A 16,804-nucleotide genomic window follows, 5' to 3' on the forward strand; every position below is an offset into this window, starting at 1 on the left:
TCTGACCCTGTGAACGCTGCCGGAAACGCCGAACCGACCCGCGGCCGGGGCGGGCAACTGGCTGCCCAGCGGCAGGCCACGATCGTTGCCGAGGTCAACAGCCGGGGCGCCGTCACGGTCGCCGAGCTGGTCGACCGGTTCGGGGTCTCGGACATGACGATCCGCCGCGACCTGGACGCGCTGGACTCCAGCGGCCTGCTGCACAAGGTGCACGGCGGCGCGACGTCGGTCGGTCTGCGCAGCGCGCACGAGCCCGGCTTCGACGCCAAGCTCACCCAGGAGTCGGCCGCCAAGCAGGCGATCGCCACCGAGGCCGCGCGCCGGGTCCAGCCGGACAGCGCGATCGGCATCGGCGCCGGCACCACGACGTACGCGCTGGCCCGTCAGTTGCTCCGCGTGGAGAACCTCACCGTCGTGACGAACTCGGCCCGGATCGCCGACGTGTTCCACGGCAACGCGCGCTCCGACCGCACCGTGGTGCTGATCGGCGGCATCCGTACGCCGTCCGACGCCCTGGTCGGCCCGATCGCGACCGCGGCCCTGCAGTCGCTGCACCTGGACATGCTCTTCCTCGGCGCGCACGGTGTGGACGCCGAGCACGGTCTCAGTACGCCGAACCTGATGGAGGCCGAGACCAACCGCTCGTTCATCGCCGCCAGCCGCGAGGTCGTGCTGGTGGCCGACCACACCAAGTGGGGCACGGTCGGCCTGAGCACGTTCGCGACCTGGAGCGACCTGGACGTCGTCGTCACCGACACCGGCCTGGCCCCGGCGGCCCGCAAGTCCATGCGCGACACCGGCTGCGAACTGGTGCTCGCGGCCGGCTAGCCGCCGCGCCGCGGTGAAGCCGCAGGCGCTCCGGGCGAGCGTCTCCCATCCCCACGCCCTGCCGGAGTGGCGTAGGACTAGTCGAGCTTCGAAGCTCCCGGGGACGGCGTTGCCGCGAGAGAGCTGGGTGCCCGGAAGCCGTGCTCGCTGAAGGCCTTCTCGATCGCGGCGAAGGTCTGGTCCGCCTTGGCGGTTTCGACCAGCGCGATGATGCAGCCGCCGAACCCGCCGCCGGTCATCCGCGCGCCGACTGCGCCCGCGGCCAGTGCGGTGTCGACGGCAACGTCCAGCTCCGGCACGGTGATCTCGAAGTCGTCACGCATCGACACGTGCGAGGCGGTGAACAGTGCGCCGACGTCCCGCAGCCGGCCGGCGCGCATCAGCGCGACGGCCTGCTCGACGCGGTCGATCTCGGTCACCACGTGCCGCACCCGTCGGCGGTCGACGTCGTCGGAGAGCTTGGCGAGCGCCTCGTCCAGGCCGTCCAGGGTGATCGAGCGCAGCGCCGGTACGCCGAGCTCGGCCGCGGCCCGCTCGCAGCTCTTCCGGCGCGCGGCGTACTCGCCGTCGACGTGCCGGTGTGGCGCCTTCACGTCGATCACCAGCAGGGTCAGTCCGTCGGCCTCGGGGTCGAACGGGATCTGCTCGGTCGACATCGCGCGGATGTCGAAGTACAGCGCGTGTCCCGCGGTGCAGCACATCGACGCCATCTGGTCCATCAGGCCGACCGGCGCCCCGACGTACTGGTTCTCCGCCTTCTGCGCCAGGCGCGCGACCTCGGCCGGGTCGACCTCGAGGTCGCGCAGCCCGAGCAGGGCGACGCCGGTCGCGCACAGCAGCGCGGCCGAGGACGAGAGTCCGGCACCGGTCGGCAGGTCCGAGTCGACCAGCAGGTTCGCGCCACCGATCTCGTAGCCGGCCTCGCGCAGCGCCCAGGCCATGCCCGCCGGGTACGTCGCCCAGTCGCTGACCGAGCCGGGCTCGAGCGAGTCGAGCGCGAACTCGATCACGCCGTTCTGCCCGTTCGACGAGACCGCCACGATGCCGTCGTCGCGGGCCGACGCGGTGACGACGATCCGGTTCGGCAGGGCGATCGGCAGCACCAGGCCGTCGTTGTAGTCGGTGTGCTCGCCGATCAGGTTGACCCGGCCGGGGGCCCGCCAGGCGCCGTCGGGCGCGGTCCCGAAGACCTCTTCGAAGGTAGTCACGAGCTGACCTTACGGAGGGTTTCGGCGACGTCTTCGGGGCGGGTGTCGGAGATGAACGAGCCCATGCCGGACTCCGAACCGGCCAGGTACTTGATCTTGTCAGCAGCCCGGCGGATCGACAGCAGTTCCAGGTGCAGGTAACCGAGCTCGCGGTCGACGCGCACGGGCGCGGCGTGCCAGGCGGCGATGTAGGGCAGCGGTTCGTCGTACAGGCTGTCGAAGCGGCGCAGTACGTCGAGGTACAGCTGGACGAAGTCGTCGCGCTCGGTGTCGGTCAGCTCGCTGATGTCGGCGACCTGGCGGTGCGGGTAGAGGTGGACCTCCACCGGCCAGCGCGCGGCCTCGGGCACGAACGCGGTCCAGGTCTCGTTCTCGGCGACGACCCGGATGCCCGCCTTGCGCTCGGCGGCCAGGATGTCGGCGAACAGGTTGCCGCCGGTGGTCTCGAAGTGTTCGCGGGCCCGCGCCATCAGCGTGCGCATCCGCGGCGGAACGAACGGGTAGGCGTAGATCTGGCCGTGCGGGTGGCTCAGCGTGACGCCGATCTCACGACCGCGGTTCTCGAACGGGAAGACGTACTCGACGTCCGGGCGGGCGCTCAGCTCGGCGACCCGGTCCGCCCAGGCCTCGACGACCAGCCGGGCCTGGCCCTGGGACAGGTCGGTGAACGACTTGTTGTGGTCGCTGGTGAAGCACACCACCTCGGTCCGGCCCGGGCCGGCGAACGACGGGAACCGGTTCGCGAACACCGCCACGTTGTAATCGTGGTCGGGGATCTCGGTCGGGTTGCCCGGCGTACTGGCGTCCAGCGGGCACTGGTCGGCAGGCGGCAGGTAGGTCCGGGTGTTGCGGTGGGTCGCGAAGGTGATCACGTCGCCGGTGAGCGGATCGGTCCGCAGGTCGACCGCTGGCTTGGGAGCGGCCAGGCCACGGGTGTCGGCCAGCGGAACGCGGACCGGCGCGTCGGCCGGGTCGTAGTAGATCAGGTCCCGGCCGTCGGACAGCTTGGTGTCCGTCCGCCGCGCGCCACGTGTTGTCATGCGAATCATCATAAACCAACAGAATTGAACATGCAGGAGACGACCCGTCGCCGGTACTCTTGATCGATGGACGTCGCCCTACTTCCGCGTCCTCTCCCGTGCCGGAGAGGACGCTAGGAACTCCCAGCTCATGAACGAGACTCTGCTCAACATCGTCCTGATCTTCGTCTTCGTGCTCATCGGTGGGGTGTTCGCCGCGGCCGAGATGGCGCTGGTCTCCCTGCGGGAGAGCCAGCTGAAGTCGATCGCCACCCGTGGCCGGCGCGGCGAGACCGTCGCCCGGGTCGCCGCGAACCCCAACCGTTTCCTGTCCGCGGTGCAGATCGGCGTCACCCTGATGGGCTTCCTGTCGGCCGCCTTCGGTGGCGCGACGCTGGCCGACGGGCTGTCACCGCACCTGCAGGACCTCGGCCTGCCCGAGTCCCTCGCGGACACCGCCGCCCTGGTGCTGATCACCGTGGCCATCTCGTACGTGTCGATCGTGATCGGCGAGCTCGCGGCCAAGCGGCTCGCGCTGCAGCGGGCCGAGCTGTTCGCGCTCGGCCTGGCGCCGCTGGTCGACCGGATCGCCTCCGCGGTCCGGCCGGTGATCTGGCTGCTGTCCAGGTCCACCGACCTGGTCGTGCGCGCGCTCGGCGGCGACCCGAACGCGAACCGTGAGGTGATGAGCGACGAGGAGCTGCGCGACCTCGTCTCCGCGCACGAGTCGCTCGGTGAGGAGGAGCGCCGGATCGTCGACGACGTCTTCGAGGCCGGCGGCCGGCAACTGCGCGAGCTGATGCTGCCGCGCACCGAGGTGGACTTCGTCGACGCCGAGATGCCGGCGTACAAGGCGGTCAAGTTCGCCGCCGAGCGGCCGCATTCGCGCTACCCGGTGATGAACGGCTCGGCCGACGACATCGTCGGCTTCGTGCACGTGCGCGATCTGTTCGACCCGGCGGTCGCGTCGCGGTCGGTCCGGGTCGGCGATCTGGCGCGCGAGGTCCTGATGCTGCCGGACACCGCGAAGCTGCTGCCGACGCTGACCGAGATGCGCCGGCGCTCGACCCACCTGGCGATCGTGCTCGACGAGTACGGCGGTACGGCCGGCATCGTCACGCTCGAGGACCTGGTCGAGGAGCTGATCGGCGACATCAAGGACGAGTACGACGAGGACGCCGGCGAGACGACCCGCCTGCGCAGCGGCGACGTCGAGGTCGACGGCCTGCTCAACCTGGACGACTTCGCCGACGAGACCGGCGTCGAGCTGCCCGACGGCCCGTACGAGACGGTCGCCGGCTTCCTCGCCGCCCAGCTCGGCCGGGTCCCGTCCGTCGGCGACGAAGGCTCCGTCGCCGGCTACAACATCACCGTCACCGAGATGGACGGCCGCCGGGTGGCCCGGGTCAGGGTGCACCGGGTCGCCCCCGAGGAATCCACCACCATCCCCTGATCGTCTCGATCGAGCAGCACTGCAAAGGTCATGGGGCCTCCCGCTCTGGACTGAGGAGCGGAGGGAGCGAAGCGACCGAAGCGACGAGGGAAGAGCGGGAGATCAAGCCCCAGGACCACGCCGAGCCGGAGGCGAGGCCGAAAGCACCGGCTTCCGCTCCAGAAGGTTGCTTCGGGCAAGGACCACCAGTCCGCCGGCGGTGAAGCCGAGGCCCTGCACGACGAGGATCGGGATGATGCCGACCACCTCGCCGAGCAATCCGGCCGCGACGATGCCGACCAGGACGGCGAGGCCTTCGGCGGCGAACAGCGCGCCGAAGACCCGCCCGCGGGACGCGTCGTCGGTCAGCCGCTGGACCACCGTCATCGATGCCGCGACCACGAACGCGCCCGGCAGTCCGACCGCGATCATCAGCACGTACGCCGGCGCCAGGCCGTCGTAGACCAACGGATAACAGAACAGCGCGAGATCGATCAGGCCGAAGAGCACGGCGCCGGCGCCCCACAGTCGAGCCGCCGCGAAGCGTGCCCCGACGGCGGCGGCGACCAGTCCGCCGACGATCCCGCCGACCGCCTGGGCCGACACGATCAGCCCGTACGCCGTCGAGTCGCCGCCCAGTTCCTCGCTGACGAACGGCGCGAACAGCGTGCTCATCGCGCCTTCGCCGACCCCGGTCACCAGCCCGAACACGAAAACGATCCGCATCGCCCGTCCGCCCACGCAGATCCGCAGGCCGTCGACCCATTCGGCGCGCAATCGCCGTACCGCGCCTTTGGTCCGCTCACGCATCACGGCCATCGCCCGATGCCGCACGCCGAGCAGCAACGCCGTCGCCAGCAGGTAGGTCGCGGCGTCGACCGCGGCCAGCAGGGGCATCCCGCCAGTGGCCGCCAGCACTCCACCGAGAGCGGCGCCCACCAGCCGTGCGATGTCGTTGCTCTGGCTGTTCAACGCGTTCGCCGTGATCAGTTGCTGCGGATCCACCAGGTGCGGCACCAGCGACTGCTCCGCCGGCCGGAAGAACTGCTGCAGACAGCTCTGCGCCAGCACGATCACGTAGACCAGCCACAGTCCGCTCTCGTCCCGTACGGCGAGCAGCGGCAGCAGCACGATCGCGTGCAGCAGATTGACCACGATCATCGTCCGCCGCCGGTCCCACCGGTCCACGAACACACCCGCCAGCGATCCGAGCACCACCAGGGGCACGAACGACGCCAGCAGCAACCCGCCCGACGCCAGCGTCGAGCCCGTCAAGGTGTAGACGTGGAAGGCGAGTCCGGTGCGCAGGATCCAGTCGCCGGTCAGTGAGATCAGTCCGGCGCTCAGCACCAGCCGGTAGTCGCGGCGCCTGACCAGGACCGCCCACAAGTCCTTCATCAGCTGTCCTCAGCGGGCTCGGATTGCTCGGGCAGGATGCTGACGATCCGCGTGATGTCGACCAGCCGGCTGCCCGGCGGCCGGGCGGCCTTGTCGTCGATCGGCCGCTCGTCGACGTACCGCTGGAGCAGCCCGCTGATCTGCTCCTCCAGCTCGGCCAGTTCTTCGGCGGTGAGGTAGACCGCGGTGTGCCCGATCCCGGAGTTCTCGACCAGGACGGCGGGCGCGGTCCTGCGTCGCTGCTGCCAGTCGGCCAGGTTGGTGAGCGCGCGCTCGGCGATCAGCTGCTCGAGCACATCCGCGGCCGCTGCGCCCTCGTGGGTCAGCCGCGCGCTGCGCCACGTCTGTGAGGTGGACACCAGCCGCCACGGCCGCTCGCGGTTGTCCTTGCCCGGCGCCGGCTCGACGAAGTCGTACTTCGCCAACTGCCGCAGGTGGTGCGACGCGAGCGCCTGGCTGATGCCGAGCCGGCGGGCCGCGTCCGCCGCGGTGAGCGGCCCTTCCCTGCCCAGCAGGGCCTGCAGGTCCAGCCGGACCGGATGAGCGAGGGCGCGGATCGCCAGTGGTTCGTCCAGCAGCCGGCGCCGGCGCGGATCAGATTCCAAAGACATGCTTGGAATATGCGCCGCAGAGCAGCTTGATGTCAAGCAGTTGCTTGGGATCGGTCAGGACTTCTTGTTCTTGCCCTTCGACTTGCCGTTGCCGGGATCGCCGGGCTTGCCCGGTTTGCCCGAGTTGCCTTCACCGGACGACGGCTTGCCCGACGTCGGCGGATCGGCTACTCGCTCGGTCGTCGTGCTGACCTGTTGGTCGTCGTTCGGCGTGGTGCTCGGTGGGCGGGTGGGAGCCGGCTTCGACGAAGGCGGCGTGGTCGGCGTACTGCGCGGGGTTTGTGGCGGCGTCAGATTCGTCGTCTCCGGAAGCCGTTGGTCCTGGTTGTCCAGAACGACGCCCGTCGCGGTCGCGGCGACGACTCCCATCCCGGCGACGACTCCGGCCAGCCGGCGCTGCGACCAGCGCCGCGACGGCGGAACGACCAGCTCACCGGTGACCACCGGCTGGACCGTCGTACCGGAGGCGATCTGGGCGGCGGTCGGCCGGTCGGCCGGGTTCTTCGCCAGCATGCTCATCAGCAGCCGCTCGAACTCGCCGCCCAGCTCCGGGCGCAGTTCGCTCGGCGGTGTGGGCTCGGTGGTCACGTGCTGGTACATCACCCCGGCCGGCTGATCGCCCTGGAACGGCGGATGCCCGGTGACGAGCTGGTAGAGCACGCAACCCAGCGCGTAGACGTCGGACGCCTTGCCCGCGGGCTCACCCCGGGCGCGTTCCGGCGCGAGGAAGTAGCTCGTGCCGAGAATCTGGCCGTTCGCGGTCACCGTGGTCGTGGTGTCGGTGAGGAACCGGGCGATGCCGAAATCGGTGACCTTGACCGTGCCGTCGGGCGTGATCAGCAGGTTCTGCGGCTTCACGTCGCGGTGCACGATGTCCTCGGCGTGCGCGGCGGCCAGTCCGGTCGCGCTCTGCTTGATCACGGCCAGCGCGCGATCGGCGTCGAACGGGCCGCACAGCCGCAGTTCCTCCGCGACCGTGCGGCCGGCGACCAGCTCCATCACCAGGAAGTAGCCCCCGTCGTACGAGCCGAAGTCGTACGCCGCGACCACGTGCGGGTCGGACAGCGCCGCCGCGGCCCGGGCCTCCCGATGGAACCGTGCGGCCATCTCGGGATCACGCCGCGTGGGCAGCAGCAGCTTGAGCGCGACCTGCCGGCCGAGCAGTTCGTCGGTCGCCTGGAACACCTCGCCCATGCCGCCCCGGCCGAGCGGATTCCCCACCCGGTATCTCCCCGCCACCAGCTCGTCTCGCCTCATCCGGAGCCCGGTACCCGCCGGACCTGGAGGACATGCGGTTCAGAGCGGGTACGCCGTGGGCCCGTCGGCGCGGTCGCGCAGCCAGTCCAGCGAGGATTCGGCCTGGCCGAGGATCGAGATGTGGCTGTGCTCGGCGTACTCGATCAGCTCGGCCGCCGGGATGTGCGCGGCCAGCCAGTGGGCGTGACTCGGCGGGATGATCCGGTCCAGACCGCCGTGCAGGAGCAGGACCGGCGCGGTGATCTCGGCCGGATCGCAGCGCCACGGCAGGAGGTAGGACACGTCGTCGTCGATCTGCCCGTACGGTCCGGCCTCGAGCGCCACGGGACCGGCCACCTGACCGAGCCAGGACCACGGGCCGTCGAACAGCTCCAGGTCGACCGGTGCGAACTCCGGGTCGTACTCGACCTCGGACTGCTCCAGCGCCGTCCGCTCCGCCCGCCCGGCCCGCGCCGCCTGCAACGCGGTCACCCCGGACGGGATCATCCCGCCGAACCAGTCCAGCCCCGGTACGCCGTACGGCGCGATCGCGGCCAGGCTGACCACGGCCTGCACCCGGTCGCCGAGCGTGGCCGCGCAGCCGAGCGCGTACGTGCCGCCGCCGGAGTGGCCCATCACGGTGAACCGGCCGACCCCGAACGTGTCGGCGACGTACTCGACGTCCCGGGCGACCGAGCTGACCGTCCGCCCGGGCGCGGGCGTCGACCCGCCGTACCCGGGACGGTCGAAGGAGATCCAGCGCAGCCCGAGCCACTCGGACGCCTCGAACAACGGCTCCGGCGGCCGGCCGAGATTGGGCGTGCCGTGGTGCCAGAAGACCGGCACGCGACAGTCGTCGCCCGGGTGGGTGTCGTACACCCGCAGCGTGCGGCCGTCGGGCAAACGCAGGTCGGCCTGGTCCATCACGTCACGTCCCTCGGTGTGGGTGCTCTTCGGACGGTACGTCGCCGCGACGGTCCGCGGCTCGACATACCGGCCGAATCAGGTCAGCGCTTCAGCTCGGGGTAGAGGGCGTCGAGATCGCCGGACAGCGCGGCCTTCGCGCCGCGCGTCAGGGCATCGGCGAGCACCTCGTACGCGTCGGACTCGATGCCGTCGAGTGCGGCCTTCGCGATGTCGGCGGGCTTCTCCTTGGGGGCGGTGACGGCGGCGGTCATGTCGGTGTCCACGTAGCCCATGTGCAGGCCGGTGACCTTGATGCCGCGATCGAGCAGCTCGAGCCGCAGCGAGTTGCTCTGCGACCACAGGGCGGACTTGGTCGCGGCGTACGCGCCGCCGCGGGCGACCCAGGACAGGGCGGAATGGGCGTTCAGGATGTGGCCACCGCCGTTCGCCTCGATGATGGGGACGAAGGCGCGGGTCACGGCCAGTGGGCCGAAGAAGTTGATGTCGAAGACGGCGCGGATCGCGTCGATCGGCGCGTCGAGATAGGTCCGCGGCGAGGATCCTCCGGCGTTGTTGATCAGCACCGTCACGTCCGCTGCGGCTGCCGCCAGCGCGTCGACGGACGCCTGGTCGGTGACTTCGAGCGGAAGCGGGACGACCCGGTCGTCGTGGCTCGGCTCGGGGTTGCGGGCCGTGGCGTAGACCTTCTCGACGCCTCGGGTCAGCAGTTCGTCGACGATGGCCTTGCCGATACCGCGGTTGCCGCCGGTGACGAGCACGACAGCGCCTTGCAGGGTGGTCATCTCAGGACTCCAAACGATTCGGGACAGGTGTGCAGCTGCGACTACGGCTGACGGTGCTCGAGCGAGACCACGACGTCCGGCTCGCGGACGGCGTGACCGGCCTCGCAGGTCAGCGCCATGTGCACCCGGGCGCCGCAGTCCGCGTGGGTCAGCCCGAGCCAGTTCGTGCGCGGCCTGTGCTTTTCCCCCCATTCGCCCAGCGCCATCACGATCGGTACGAGATCGTGGCCGGCCTCGGTCAGCGCGTACTCGAAGCGCTGCCGCTGGGACGGCTCCTGGTACGGAACCTTGACCAGCAGGCCCTCCGACACCAGATTGCGCAACTGGTTGGCGGTGACGGACTCGGTCAGGCCCGTGCGGGTGACGAACTCGTCGAACCGGGTGGTCCCGTACGAAGCCTCGCGCAGCAGCAGGATCGTCGATCTGCGCGCGACCAGCGAACTCGCGCGGTCGATCGGGCACGCGTCGCCGAGTTCAGGCCGGTCACTGCCGGCCAGCAGGCCCTTGAGCTGAAGCGTCATGACGTCACCGTACCTGCTGACTTGCGTTTGCATAGTCAGGTCGCACGATGGTGGTACGGCAACCGGTTCGGGTCACCAGAGGGACAGGACGAGATGAGCGATCTACTGCAGTTGGCACTGGACGCACACGGCGGGCTCGACCGCTGGCGCGAGGCCACGAAGGTCACGGCCGAGATCGAGGTGGGCGGCGCGACCTGGGCCAAGAAGGGTGTGCAGGACAAGGTCTTCGTGACCGCCGCGACGGCGACGGTCGAGCCGCACCGCGAGAGCACCCGCTTCGTGCCGTTCGCCGGCGGCGCCACCGCCGTCTTCCGGCCCGACCTGGTCACGCTGGAAGATGCTGAAGGCAACGAGGTCGAGAGGCTCGAGCACCCTCGGTCGACGTTCGCGCAGCATGAGCTGAGCACTCCGTGGAGCGTGCCGCAGGCTGCCTACTTCGGCGGGTACGCGATGTGGACCTACCTGACCACGCCGTTCCTGCTGGCCGAGCCCGGCGTGTCGACCCGGGAGATCGACCCGTGGCACGAGAACGGCGAGACCTGGCGGGTCCTCGAGGCCGAGTTCCCCGACTCGATCGCGACGCACAGCACCCGGCAGTTCTTCTACTTCGGACCCGACGGCCTGCTGCGCCGTACCGACTACACCGTCGAGATCTTCGGCGCCGGGATCCAGCGCTCCGCGCACTACACCCGCCTCCCCAAGGTCTTCGACGGTTTCACGTTCCCGACCGAGCGTCGGGTGGTCCCTCGCAAGCCCGACAACACCACGCTGGACGGGCCACAGCTCGTCACGATCGACGTCAAGCACGTCGAGGTGCGCTGACGATCTCCCGGTGGGGGTCGCGCCCTTCGCCCTCGGTCGAGCTGGAACCGGCCGGAACGAAGACGCCGGTTGAGACGCGACCGGTTCAGTCGTCGTGGACGACGGCCTGCCGTAGCGGGGCCCAGCGTTCGCGGTAGGCGGTGTGAAGGAAAGCCAGACCGATGATCGAGCCGAGAAGCCAGGCAACGAATCCGCCGATCACCCAGCCGATACCGATGCGGTCGGAGAGTTGGTCGGCCTGTCCGAGCCACAGCAGGATCGGCACCAGGACCACGCCGGGTCCGATGATCCAGCTGAACAGGTAGGTGCGCAGGATCTCACCAACCCGCAGGCGCGACCACCCGGTGATGCGGTACCGGGTCAGCGTGTTGGAGCTCAGACCGAGGTCCTGATACTGGATCGGGCCTTCCTCCAGGTAGAACCGGTCGAGCGGAACGACCGGCAGGTAGACGAAGGTGAAGTACCGGGTGGCGAAGCACCGGCCGGTCGGGTCCTTGCGCGTGAAGCCCTTGAGATCGAATCCGATCCCGTTGAACGACGACAGGCGCACGCGTTCGTCCGGCTCCAACGGCCACACCTCATCAGCCATGGGCGGGAGCCTAGCGACGCGAAGTGTCGCGCGGGCGCGTGTCGTCGGCTAGCGGGGGACGGCCAGTACCGCCTGCAGGACGTCTTCGAGCGTGGTCTTGCTCAGCTCGGTCCGCACGGTGCCCTCGATGCCGGCGTAGACGTCGTGCAGTGCGGGCTGGATGCCGTGGCCGACCACGCATCCGTCGTCGGGGCTGGCCCGATGCAAGGCGAACAGCGGTCCGGGTTCGATCGCGTCGTACACGTCGAGCAGGGTGATCGAGGCGAGGTCGCGGGTCAGTGACCAGCCGGCGCCGGCGCCGCGGCGTGACTCGACCAGGCCGGCCTCGCGCAACTCGCCGAGCAGGCGGCGGATCACGACCGGGTTCGTGTTCGCGCTGCCGGCGATCTGTTCGGAGGTGGCGACCTCGTGGCCCTGGCGCTGGGACAGGCCGATCCAGGCCAGCGTGTGCGCCGCGATGGTCAGCCTGCTGTTCGCGCTCACGTCGCCAGGCTACGGCAGTTGGCGTCGTAATCAAATGTGTTACGTTGAGCATGATGTAACCATGATTGTTACGATTAAGGAGCTGACGATGAGCAAGGCATTGGCGGGCAAGGTCGCGCTGGTCACCGGAGGGTCCCGAGGGCTCGGTGCCGCGACGGTCCGGTTGCTGGCGGGGCAGGGCGCGGACGTCGCGTTCACCTATGTGCGTTCCACGGCGCAGGCCCAAACCGTGGTGGACGAGGTCCAGGCGCTCGGATCCAAGGCGGTCGCGTTCCAGGTCGACCACGCCGACACCAGTCAGGCGCCGGCGCTGATCGACCAGGTCGTCGCGGCCTACGGCGGACTCGACATCCTGGTGAACAACGCGGCGATCGGGGTCGAACAGGGCCGGACCGTCGACGATCCGGACGTGGACACCGCGGCCCTCGACCGGATGCATGCGGTCAACTACCTCGGAGTGATCGCGGTCGTCCGGGCCGCGGCCAAGGTGCTGCGCGACAACGGCCGGATCATCACGATCAGTTCCGGGCTCGGCTCCCGCACCGGCGTTCCCGGTACGGCCGACTACGCGGCGACGAAGTCCGGCATCGAGCGCTACACGCTGGGCGTCGCCCGCGATCTCGGCCCTCGCGGCATCACCGCGAACGTCGTCGAGGCCGGTCTGATGGAGACCGACATGAATCCGGACCCCGAGGTGCTGAAGCCGCTGCTGATGAGTCTGGCCATCCAGCGGTTCGGTCACCCCGACGAGATCGCCGCGGCCATCGGCTTCCTGGCCGGCCCCACCGCCAGTTACGTCACCGGCGCGGTCCTCGACGCCCACGGCGGCTACAACGCCTGAAGCCACTCCGGGCGGTCACCGGTGTGGACGCGGGATCGCTGCCGATCCGGATGAGCTCGCACGACCTCGGCGTTCCGGCCGGAATGTCGAGGTCCGGGCCCGGCCTCCGACCTGTGCTGCGAAGATCCATCCAGCGAAAGGACCGGCCATGAAGTACATGCTGCTCATCCACAGCAACCCGATCACCTGGGGTCATCCCTCCTTCCTGCACACCGAGCAGGGCCGCGCGCTGTCCGCGAAAGCGCGCAAGGCGCTGACCGCCCAGCTGGAAGGGCTGCTGGCCGAACTGTCCGCGAGCGGCGAGCTGGTGATGGCCGAACCGCTCGAGGCGCCGTCGCGGACCAAGGTCGTCCGGGTCCGCGACGGTGTCCGGGCCACCACCGACGGCCCGTACTCGGAGTCGAAGGAGCAGCTCGCCGGCGTTTTCGTCGTCGACGTCGCCACGCCCGAACGCGCCGAGGACATCGCCGCGTCCATCCCCGAGGCGCAGTTCTTCGCCGTCGAGCTGCGTCCGATCGCGGTGGACGACTGACGGCACCGGCACGCCCGGTCGTTCCACCGCAAGGGTGGCTCAGACCGGCGGCGCGACCAGGCGGGCGTGGTTGTCGCGGGTGGCCAAGGCGGGGTCGAGGGCGCCGAGCGCGAGCCAGGTGGCGCCGCCGACCCCGTCCCGGGCGGTCAGCACCTCGCCGTGGAAGTGGTCCCGGATGCTCTGCCGCAACAATCGGCCGACCGGCGACGACTCGCCCGCGACACTGCCCGCGAGCACCAGCGGACCGTTGTCCGACGTTGTCCGCAGCCGGCTGACGGTTTCTGTGAGCAGTTCGGCTGCGCGTTTCACCAGGGCCCGGGCCGTCTCGTCGTCCTGGTCGTACGCCGTCACCACGGTCCGGGCCAGTTCGGCCAGCAGGACCGGCGGACGCGAGTTCACGGTGCGGATCAGGTCGTCACGCAGCCGATCGTAGCCTTCACGCTCGGCGACCAGGCCTTCTTGGCGATCCGGCAGCACGGCCTGTACGACGGCCTGGCCGAGCCCGCCAAGCGGCTCGCCCAGGTCGAGTGCGCGCAACACACTGCGCATCGCTTCGCGGCCGAGCCAGAAGCCCGAGCCGTCGTCGCCGAGCAGCCAGCCGTGGCCGTCGGCGGTCCGGACCAGCCGGTGGTCGCGGACCAGGCCGGCCGCGCTGCCGGTGCCCGCGATCAGCACGGCGCCGTCCGCCTCCGGCGTACCGGAGGCGAAGGCGACCTCGAGGTCGCCGATGTAGCCGGGGGTACAGACCAGTCCGGCGCCCGACCAGGCGGCGTCGAACTGCGCCGCGACCTCCGGTTTGGACAGTGCCGACCCGCCGGCCGCGCCGATCACCGCGGACCTGACCGCGGCCGGATCCAGGCCGGTGAGCGCTTGCCGGACCGCCTGCCCGAAGTTCGCCGCGGCACTCGCGGGGTGGCTGGTCGGATTTCCGCCCGCGGCCGCCCCGCGACCGACTACCTTGCCTTCCATGTCCGCGATCACGATCCGGGTGGAGGTCCCGCCGAGGTCGCCGCCCAGGACCAGTGTGGTGTCAGGTCGCAGGACCACTGGGTCCTGTGGTTCCGCGAGGGCGCGATCGACGGACATAGGCGGTGCTCCAAACTGCTCAATCAGAGCCGTAAATGGACAATAACGTGCAAGGTCACGCAACGGTCCCGATCTGGAGGGAAGAGTGGAATGAGCCTTGACTTTAGCTGCCAGGTGAGAAAAGTTCTGTCCAGCAAACCGCAAACTTGCGCACTTGTCGGCACCAGGAGTGTCGCGGCGAACACATTAGTCGAGGGGTGGGCCCTGTGATGGCCAGTACGACAGACGGCAGCTCGGGCGCGCACGCGGGGAGTGCGACGAACCCCGGTGGCGTCAGTGCGCAGTCGTATGTTCACACGCTGACGCCCATCCTGGCCGCTGTCACCGAGCAGATCGACGGACCGATCCAGGACGCCGCCGAGCTGTTCGTCACCTCGCTGCGCAACAACGGCGTGATCCAGGCCTTCGGGTCCGGGCACTCCGAGGCGCTCGCGATGGAGATCGCCGGCCGCGCCGGTGGCCTGATCGCGACCAACCGGCTCGCGCTGCGCGACCTGGTGCTGATCGGCGGTGAGCCGGTCGAGCTACTGCGCAGCGGAGAGCTCGAGCGCGACCCCTCGATCTCGCGCCGGCTGTACGAACTGAGCGCCGCGCAGGAGCACGACGTGTTCGTGATCGCCTCCAACTCCGGCGTCAACGGCTCGATCGTCGAGCTGGCCAGCGTCGTCAAGGAGCACGGGCACCCGCTGATCGCGATCACCTCGCTGCAGCACACCGCCGGGGTCGACTCACGACACCCGTCGGGCAAGAAGCTGATCGACTTCGCCGACGTGGTGCTCGACAACCACGCGCCGTACGGCGACTCGGTGCTCGACATGCCAGGATTCGGCAAGGTCTGCGCCGTGTCGTCCATCACCGCCGCGCTGATCGCGCAGATGCTGGTCGCAGAGGTTCTGCGCCGGTTCAGCGAAGCCGGCGAGACCCCACCGGTCTATCTGTCCGCGAACATCCCGGGCGGCGACGACCACAACCACGCCCTGGAAGCAAAGTACGCCGGCCGGATCCGTCGTACTGCCTGAAACACTCTCGGAAGGCGGGACCATGACCACTCCCAACAACCTGTCGCGGCGGCTGTTCCTGCAGCGCGCGGCGGTCGGCACCCTGATGGCGGCCGGCGGCAGCACGCTGGCGGCCTGCGCCAGTGGTGGCAGCGAGGACGACGCGGGCAGCGGCGGCGGCGGCGCGGAGAAGACCAACGACAACCCCTTCGGTGTCAAGGAGTCCGACCCGCTGGACGTCGTGATCTTCAAGGGCGGCTACGGCGACGACTACGCCAAGGCGCACGAGGAGCTGTACAAGAAGAAGTTCCCGGCCGCCGAGATCAAGCACGCCGGCATCACCGACATCACCCCGCAGCTGCAGCCGCGCTTCAACGGCGGCAACCCGCCGGACGTGATCGACAACTCCGGCGCCTCGCTGCTGCCGATGTCGACGCTGGCCAGCACCGGCCAGCTGGCCGACCTGACCGAGCTGTTCGACGCGCCGTCGATCGACGACCCGAACAAGAAGGTCCGCGACACCGTCGAGCCGATCACGCTCGAGGCCGCGATGCTCGAGGGCAAGCCGCTGGTCCTGGACTACGTGCTGACCGTCTACGCGCTGTGGTACAACAAGAAGCTGTTCGCCGAGAAGGGCTGGCAGCCGGCCAAGACCTGGACCGAGTTCCTCGCGCTGTGCGAGGAGATCAAGAAGGCCGGCATCGCGCCGCTGGCCCACCAGGGCAAGCACCCGTACTACATCGGCCAGGTGCTGCTGGACATGGCCGTCAAGCACGGTGGCCAGGAGGTCATCAAGGCGATCGACTCGCTCGAGCCGAACGCCTGGAAGCACCCTTCGATCAAGCTCGCCGCCGAGGCGCTGCTCGAGCTCAAGGGCAAGGGCTACATCATGCAGGGCACCGAGGGCCTGGACCACATCCAGTCCCAGACGGCCTGGAACCAGGGCAAGGCGGCGTTCATCCCCAGCGGTTCGTGGCTGGAGAACGAGCAGAAGCCGGTGGCACCGAAGGACTTCGAGACCACCGCGACCTTCACCCCGCTGCTGGACGGCTCGAAGCTGCCGGTCGACTGCACCGAGATCAGCGCCGGTGAGAACTTCATCGTGCCGAGCAAGGCCAAGAACAAGGCCGGCGGCCTGGAGTACCTGCGCATCATGCTGTCGAAGGAGGCCGCGGGCAAGTTCACCGAGCTGACCGGGTCGCCGACGGTGGTCAAGGGCGCGGCCGAGGGCAAGAAGCTCAGCCCCGGTGCCGCCTCGTCCAGCGCGCTGCTCACCAGCGGCGGCGCGAACAACTGGGTGACCTACTTCGCCACCTGGTACTCGACGATGGACAAGCCGATCCGTAACGTGTACGGCGAGCTGGCGGCCGCCCGGATCACCGCCGACGAGTTCTGCAACCGCGCGCAGAAGGTCGCCGACGACACCGCCAAGGACCCCAAGACCAAGAAGCAGACTCGCAGCTGAGCCGAGTTTCCCTCCGCCCCCTGCTC

General features: G+C 69.7%; 18 protein-coding genes. 7 read left to right on the forward strand and 11 right to left on the reverse strand.

The window, feature by feature from the left end:
- The first annotated feature begins 9 nt into the window (after nucleotides 1-9).
- Nucleotides 10-828: a DeoR/GlpR family DNA-binding transcription regulator gene (locus tag ACQPXM_RS07390; RefSeq protein ID WP_432946120.1), complete on the forward strand. Its 819-nt coding sequence runs from the start codon at nucleotides 10-12 to the stop codon at nucleotides 826-828.
- Nucleotides 829-905: 77 nt separating this feature from the next.
- Here the strand turns inward: ACQPXM_RS07390 and galK are convergent, their stop codons facing one another.
- Together galK and galT are read right to left on the reverse strand one after the other, a co-directional pair.
- The gene (galK, locus tag ACQPXM_RS07395) at nucleotides 906-2,036 is read right to left on the reverse strand and encodes a galactokinase (protein WP_432946122.1); all 1,131 of its coding nucleotides are present in this window, start codon (nucleotides 2,034-2,036) and stop codon (nucleotides 906-908) included.
- Nucleotides 2,033-3,076 (reverse strand): galactose-1-phosphate uridylyltransferase, encoded by a 1,044-nt coding sequence (gene galT, locus ACQPXM_RS07400; RefSeq protein ID WP_432946124.1) that lies wholly within the window; start codon nucleotides 3,074-3,076, stop codon nucleotides 2,033-2,035. Before galT ends, galK begins: the two co-directional genes overlap by 4 nt.
- A gap of 130 nt (nucleotides 3,077-3,206) precedes the next feature.
- Here galT and ACQPXM_RS07405 point away from each other — a divergent pair, with 130 nt between their 5' ends.
- The gene (locus tag ACQPXM_RS07405) at nucleotides 3,207-4,508 is read left to right on the forward strand and encodes a hemolysin family protein (RefSeq protein ID WP_432946126.1); all 1,302 of its coding nucleotides are present in this window, start codon (nucleotides 3,207-3,209) and stop codon (nucleotides 4,506-4,508) included.
- A gap of 102 nt (nucleotides 4,509-4,610) precedes the next feature.
- On the opposite strand, the gene ACQPXM_RS07410 is transcribed toward ACQPXM_RS07405, so the two are convergent.
- The 6 genes from ACQPXM_RS07410 to ACQPXM_RS07435 form a co-directional block, all read right to left on the reverse strand.
- Nucleotides 4,611-5,885 carry an MFS transporter gene (locus ACQPXM_RS07410; RefSeq protein ID WP_432946128.1) on the reverse strand — a complete coding sequence of 425 codons (1,275 nt, stop codon included), beginning with the start codon at nucleotides 5,883-5,885 and terminating at the stop codon, nucleotides 4,611-4,613.
- Entirely contained in the window at nucleotides 5,885-6,496 is a 612-nt protein-coding gene (locus tag ACQPXM_RS07415; RefSeq protein ID WP_432946130.1) for an ArsR/SmtB family transcription factor, read from the reverse strand. The genes ACQPXM_RS07410 and ACQPXM_RS07415 overlap by 1 nt, the downstream gene beginning before the upstream one ends.
- Nucleotides 6,497-6,550: 54 nt before the next feature.
- Nucleotides 6,551-7,717 (reverse strand): serine/threonine-protein kinase, encoded by a 1,167-nt coding sequence (locus ACQPXM_RS07420; protein WP_432946132.1) that lies wholly within the window; start codon nucleotides 7,715-7,717, stop codon nucleotides 6,551-6,553.
- Nucleotides 7,718-7,792: 75 nt separating this feature from the next.
- The gene (locus tag ACQPXM_RS07425) at nucleotides 7,793-8,656 is read right to left on the reverse strand and encodes an alpha/beta fold hydrolase (RefSeq protein WP_432946134.1); all 864 of its coding nucleotides are present in this window, start codon (nucleotides 8,654-8,656) and stop codon (nucleotides 7,793-7,795) included.
- Nucleotides 8,657-8,739: 83 nt separating this feature from the next.
- Nucleotides 8,740-9,441 carry an SDR family oxidoreductase gene (locus tag ACQPXM_RS07430; protein ID WP_432946136.1) on the reverse strand — a complete coding sequence of 234 codons (702 nt, stop codon included), beginning with the start codon at nucleotides 9,439-9,441 and terminating at the stop codon, nucleotides 8,740-8,742.
- Nucleotides 9,442-9,482: 41 nt separating this feature from the next.
- Nucleotides 9,483-9,962: a winged helix-turn-helix transcriptional regulator gene (locus ACQPXM_RS07435; protein ID WP_432946137.1), complete on the reverse strand. Its 480-nt coding sequence runs from the start codon at nucleotides 9,960-9,962 to the stop codon at nucleotides 9,483-9,485.
- Between the two features lie 93 nt (nucleotides 9,963-10,055).
- Here ACQPXM_RS07435 and ACQPXM_RS07440 point away from each other — a divergent pair, with 93 nt between their 5' ends.
- Entirely contained in the window at nucleotides 10,056-10,784 is a 729-nt protein-coding gene (locus ACQPXM_RS07440) for a hypothetical protein (protein ID WP_432946139.1), read from the forward strand.
- Between the two features lie 85 nt (nucleotides 10,785-10,869).
- On the opposite strand, the gene ACQPXM_RS07445 is transcribed toward ACQPXM_RS07440, so the two are convergent.
- Both ACQPXM_RS07445 and ACQPXM_RS07450 read right to left on the reverse strand, forming a co-directional pair.
- Nucleotides 10,870-11,373 carry a hypothetical protein gene (locus tag ACQPXM_RS07445; protein ID WP_432946141.1) on the reverse strand — a complete coding sequence of 168 codons (504 nt, stop codon included), beginning with the start codon at nucleotides 11,371-11,373 and terminating at the stop codon, nucleotides 10,870-10,872.
- A 48-nt stretch (nucleotides 11,374-11,421) separates the two neighbouring features.
- On the reverse strand, nucleotides 11,422-11,856 hold the full coding sequence (locus ACQPXM_RS07450) for an Rrf2 family transcriptional regulator (protein ID WP_432946143.1): 435 nt from the start codon (nucleotides 11,854-11,856) through the stop codon (nucleotides 11,422-11,424).
- An 88-nt stretch (nucleotides 11,857-11,944) separates the two neighbouring features.
- Between ACQPXM_RS07450 and ACQPXM_RS07455 the strand changes: the two genes are divergently transcribed.
- Both ACQPXM_RS07455 and ACQPXM_RS07460 read left to right on the forward strand, forming a co-directional pair.
- Entirely contained in the window at nucleotides 11,945-12,697 is a 753-nt protein-coding gene (locus ACQPXM_RS07455) for an SDR family NAD(P)-dependent oxidoreductase (protein ID WP_432946145.1), read from the forward strand.
- 148 nt (nucleotides 12,698-12,845) lie between these two features.
- Nucleotides 12,846-13,229, forward strand: a complete 384-nt coding sequence (locus ACQPXM_RS07460; RefSeq protein WP_077012435.1) for a YciI family protein — start codon at nucleotides 12,846-12,848, stop codon at nucleotides 13,227-13,229.
- A 39-nt stretch (nucleotides 13,230-13,268) separates the two neighbouring features.
- Here the strand turns inward: ACQPXM_RS07460 and ACQPXM_RS07465 are convergent, their stop codons facing one another.
- Nucleotides 13,269-14,315 (reverse strand): N-acetylglucosamine kinase, encoded by a 1,047-nt coding sequence (locus tag ACQPXM_RS07465; protein ID WP_432946148.1) that lies wholly within the window; start codon nucleotides 14,313-14,315, stop codon nucleotides 13,269-13,271.
- A gap of 209 nt (nucleotides 14,316-14,524) precedes the next feature.
- Here ACQPXM_RS07465 and ACQPXM_RS07470 point away from each other — a divergent pair, with 209 nt between their 5' ends.
- On the forward strand, nucleotides 14,525-15,334 hold the full coding sequence (locus ACQPXM_RS07470; protein ID WP_432946150.1) for a sugar isomerase domain-containing protein: 810 nt from the start codon (nucleotides 14,525-14,527) through the stop codon (nucleotides 15,332-15,334).
- 22 nt (nucleotides 15,335-15,356) lie between these two features.
- Complete coding sequence (gene ngcE, locus ACQPXM_RS07475; RefSeq protein ID WP_432946152.1) at nucleotides 15,357-16,778, forward strand: N-acetylglucosamine/diacetylchitobiose ABC transporter substrate-binding protein; 1,422 nt, start codon at nucleotides 15,357-15,359, stop codon at nucleotides 16,776-16,778.
- Nucleotides 16,779-16,804: the final 26 nt, after the last annotated feature.

The organism is Kribbella sp. CA-253562 (assembly GCF_050942265.1).
Lineage (GTDB): Bacteria > Actinomycetota > Actinomycetes > Propionibacteriales > Kribbellaceae > Kribbella.

Bases quoted from the DNA above. Each gene is read 5' to 3' on its own strand.
- ACQPXM_RS07465 (WP_432946148.1), bottom strand. From the start codon at position 14,315: ATGTCCGTCGATCGCGCCCTCGCGGAACCACAGGACCCAGTGGTCCTG.
- ACQPXM_RS07425 (WP_432946134.1), bottom strand. From the start codon at position 8,656: ATGGACCAGGCCGACCTGCGTTTGCCCGACGGCCGCACGCTGCGGGTG.
- ACQPXM_RS07470 (WP_432946150.1), top strand. From the start codon at position 14,525: ATGGCCAGTACGACAGACGGCAGCTCGGGCGCGCACGCGGGGAGTGCG.
- ACQPXM_RS07460 (WP_077012435.1), top strand. From the start codon at position 12,846: ATGAAGTACATGCTGCTCATCCACAGCAACCCGATCACCTGGGGTCAT.
- ACQPXM_RS07415 (WP_432946130.1), bottom strand. From the start codon at position 6,496: ATGTCTTTGGAATCTGATCCGCGCCGGCGCCGGCTGCTGGACGAACCA.
- ACQPXM_RS07430 (WP_432946136.1), bottom strand. From the start codon at position 9,441: ATGACCACCCTGCAAGGCGCTGTCGTGCTCGTCACCGGCGGCAACCGC.
- ACQPXM_RS07440 (WP_432946139.1), top strand. From the start codon at position 10,056: ATGAGCGATCTACTGCAGTTGGCACTGGACGCACACGGCGGGCTCGAC.
- ACQPXM_RS07410 (WP_432946128.1), bottom strand. From the start codon at position 5,885: ATGAAGGACTTGTGGGCGGTCCTGGTCAGGCGCCGCGACTACCGGCTG.
- galT (WP_432946124.1), bottom strand. From the start codon at position 3,076: ATGACAACACGTGGCGCGCGGCGGACGGACACCAAGCTGTCCGACGGC.
- ACQPXM_RS07405 (WP_432946126.1), top strand. From the start codon at position 3,207: ATGAACGAGACTCTGCTCAACATCGTCCTGATCTTCGTCTTCGTGCTC.
- ACQPXM_RS07455 (WP_432946145.1), top strand. From the start codon at position 11,945: ATGAGCAAGGCATTGGCGGGCAAGGTCGCGCTGGTCACCGGAGGGTCC.
- ACQPXM_RS07435 (WP_432946137.1), bottom strand. From the start codon at position 9,962: ATGACGCTTCAGCTCAAGGGCCTGCTGGCCGGCAGTGACCGGCCTGAA.
- ACQPXM_RS07445 (WP_432946141.1), bottom strand. From the start codon at position 11,373: ATGGCTGATGAGGTGTGGCCGTTGGAGCCGGACGAACGCGTGCGCCTG.
- ngcE (WP_432946152.1), top strand. From the start codon at position 15,357: ATGACCACTCCCAACAACCTGTCGCGGCGGCTGTTCCTGCAGCGCGCG.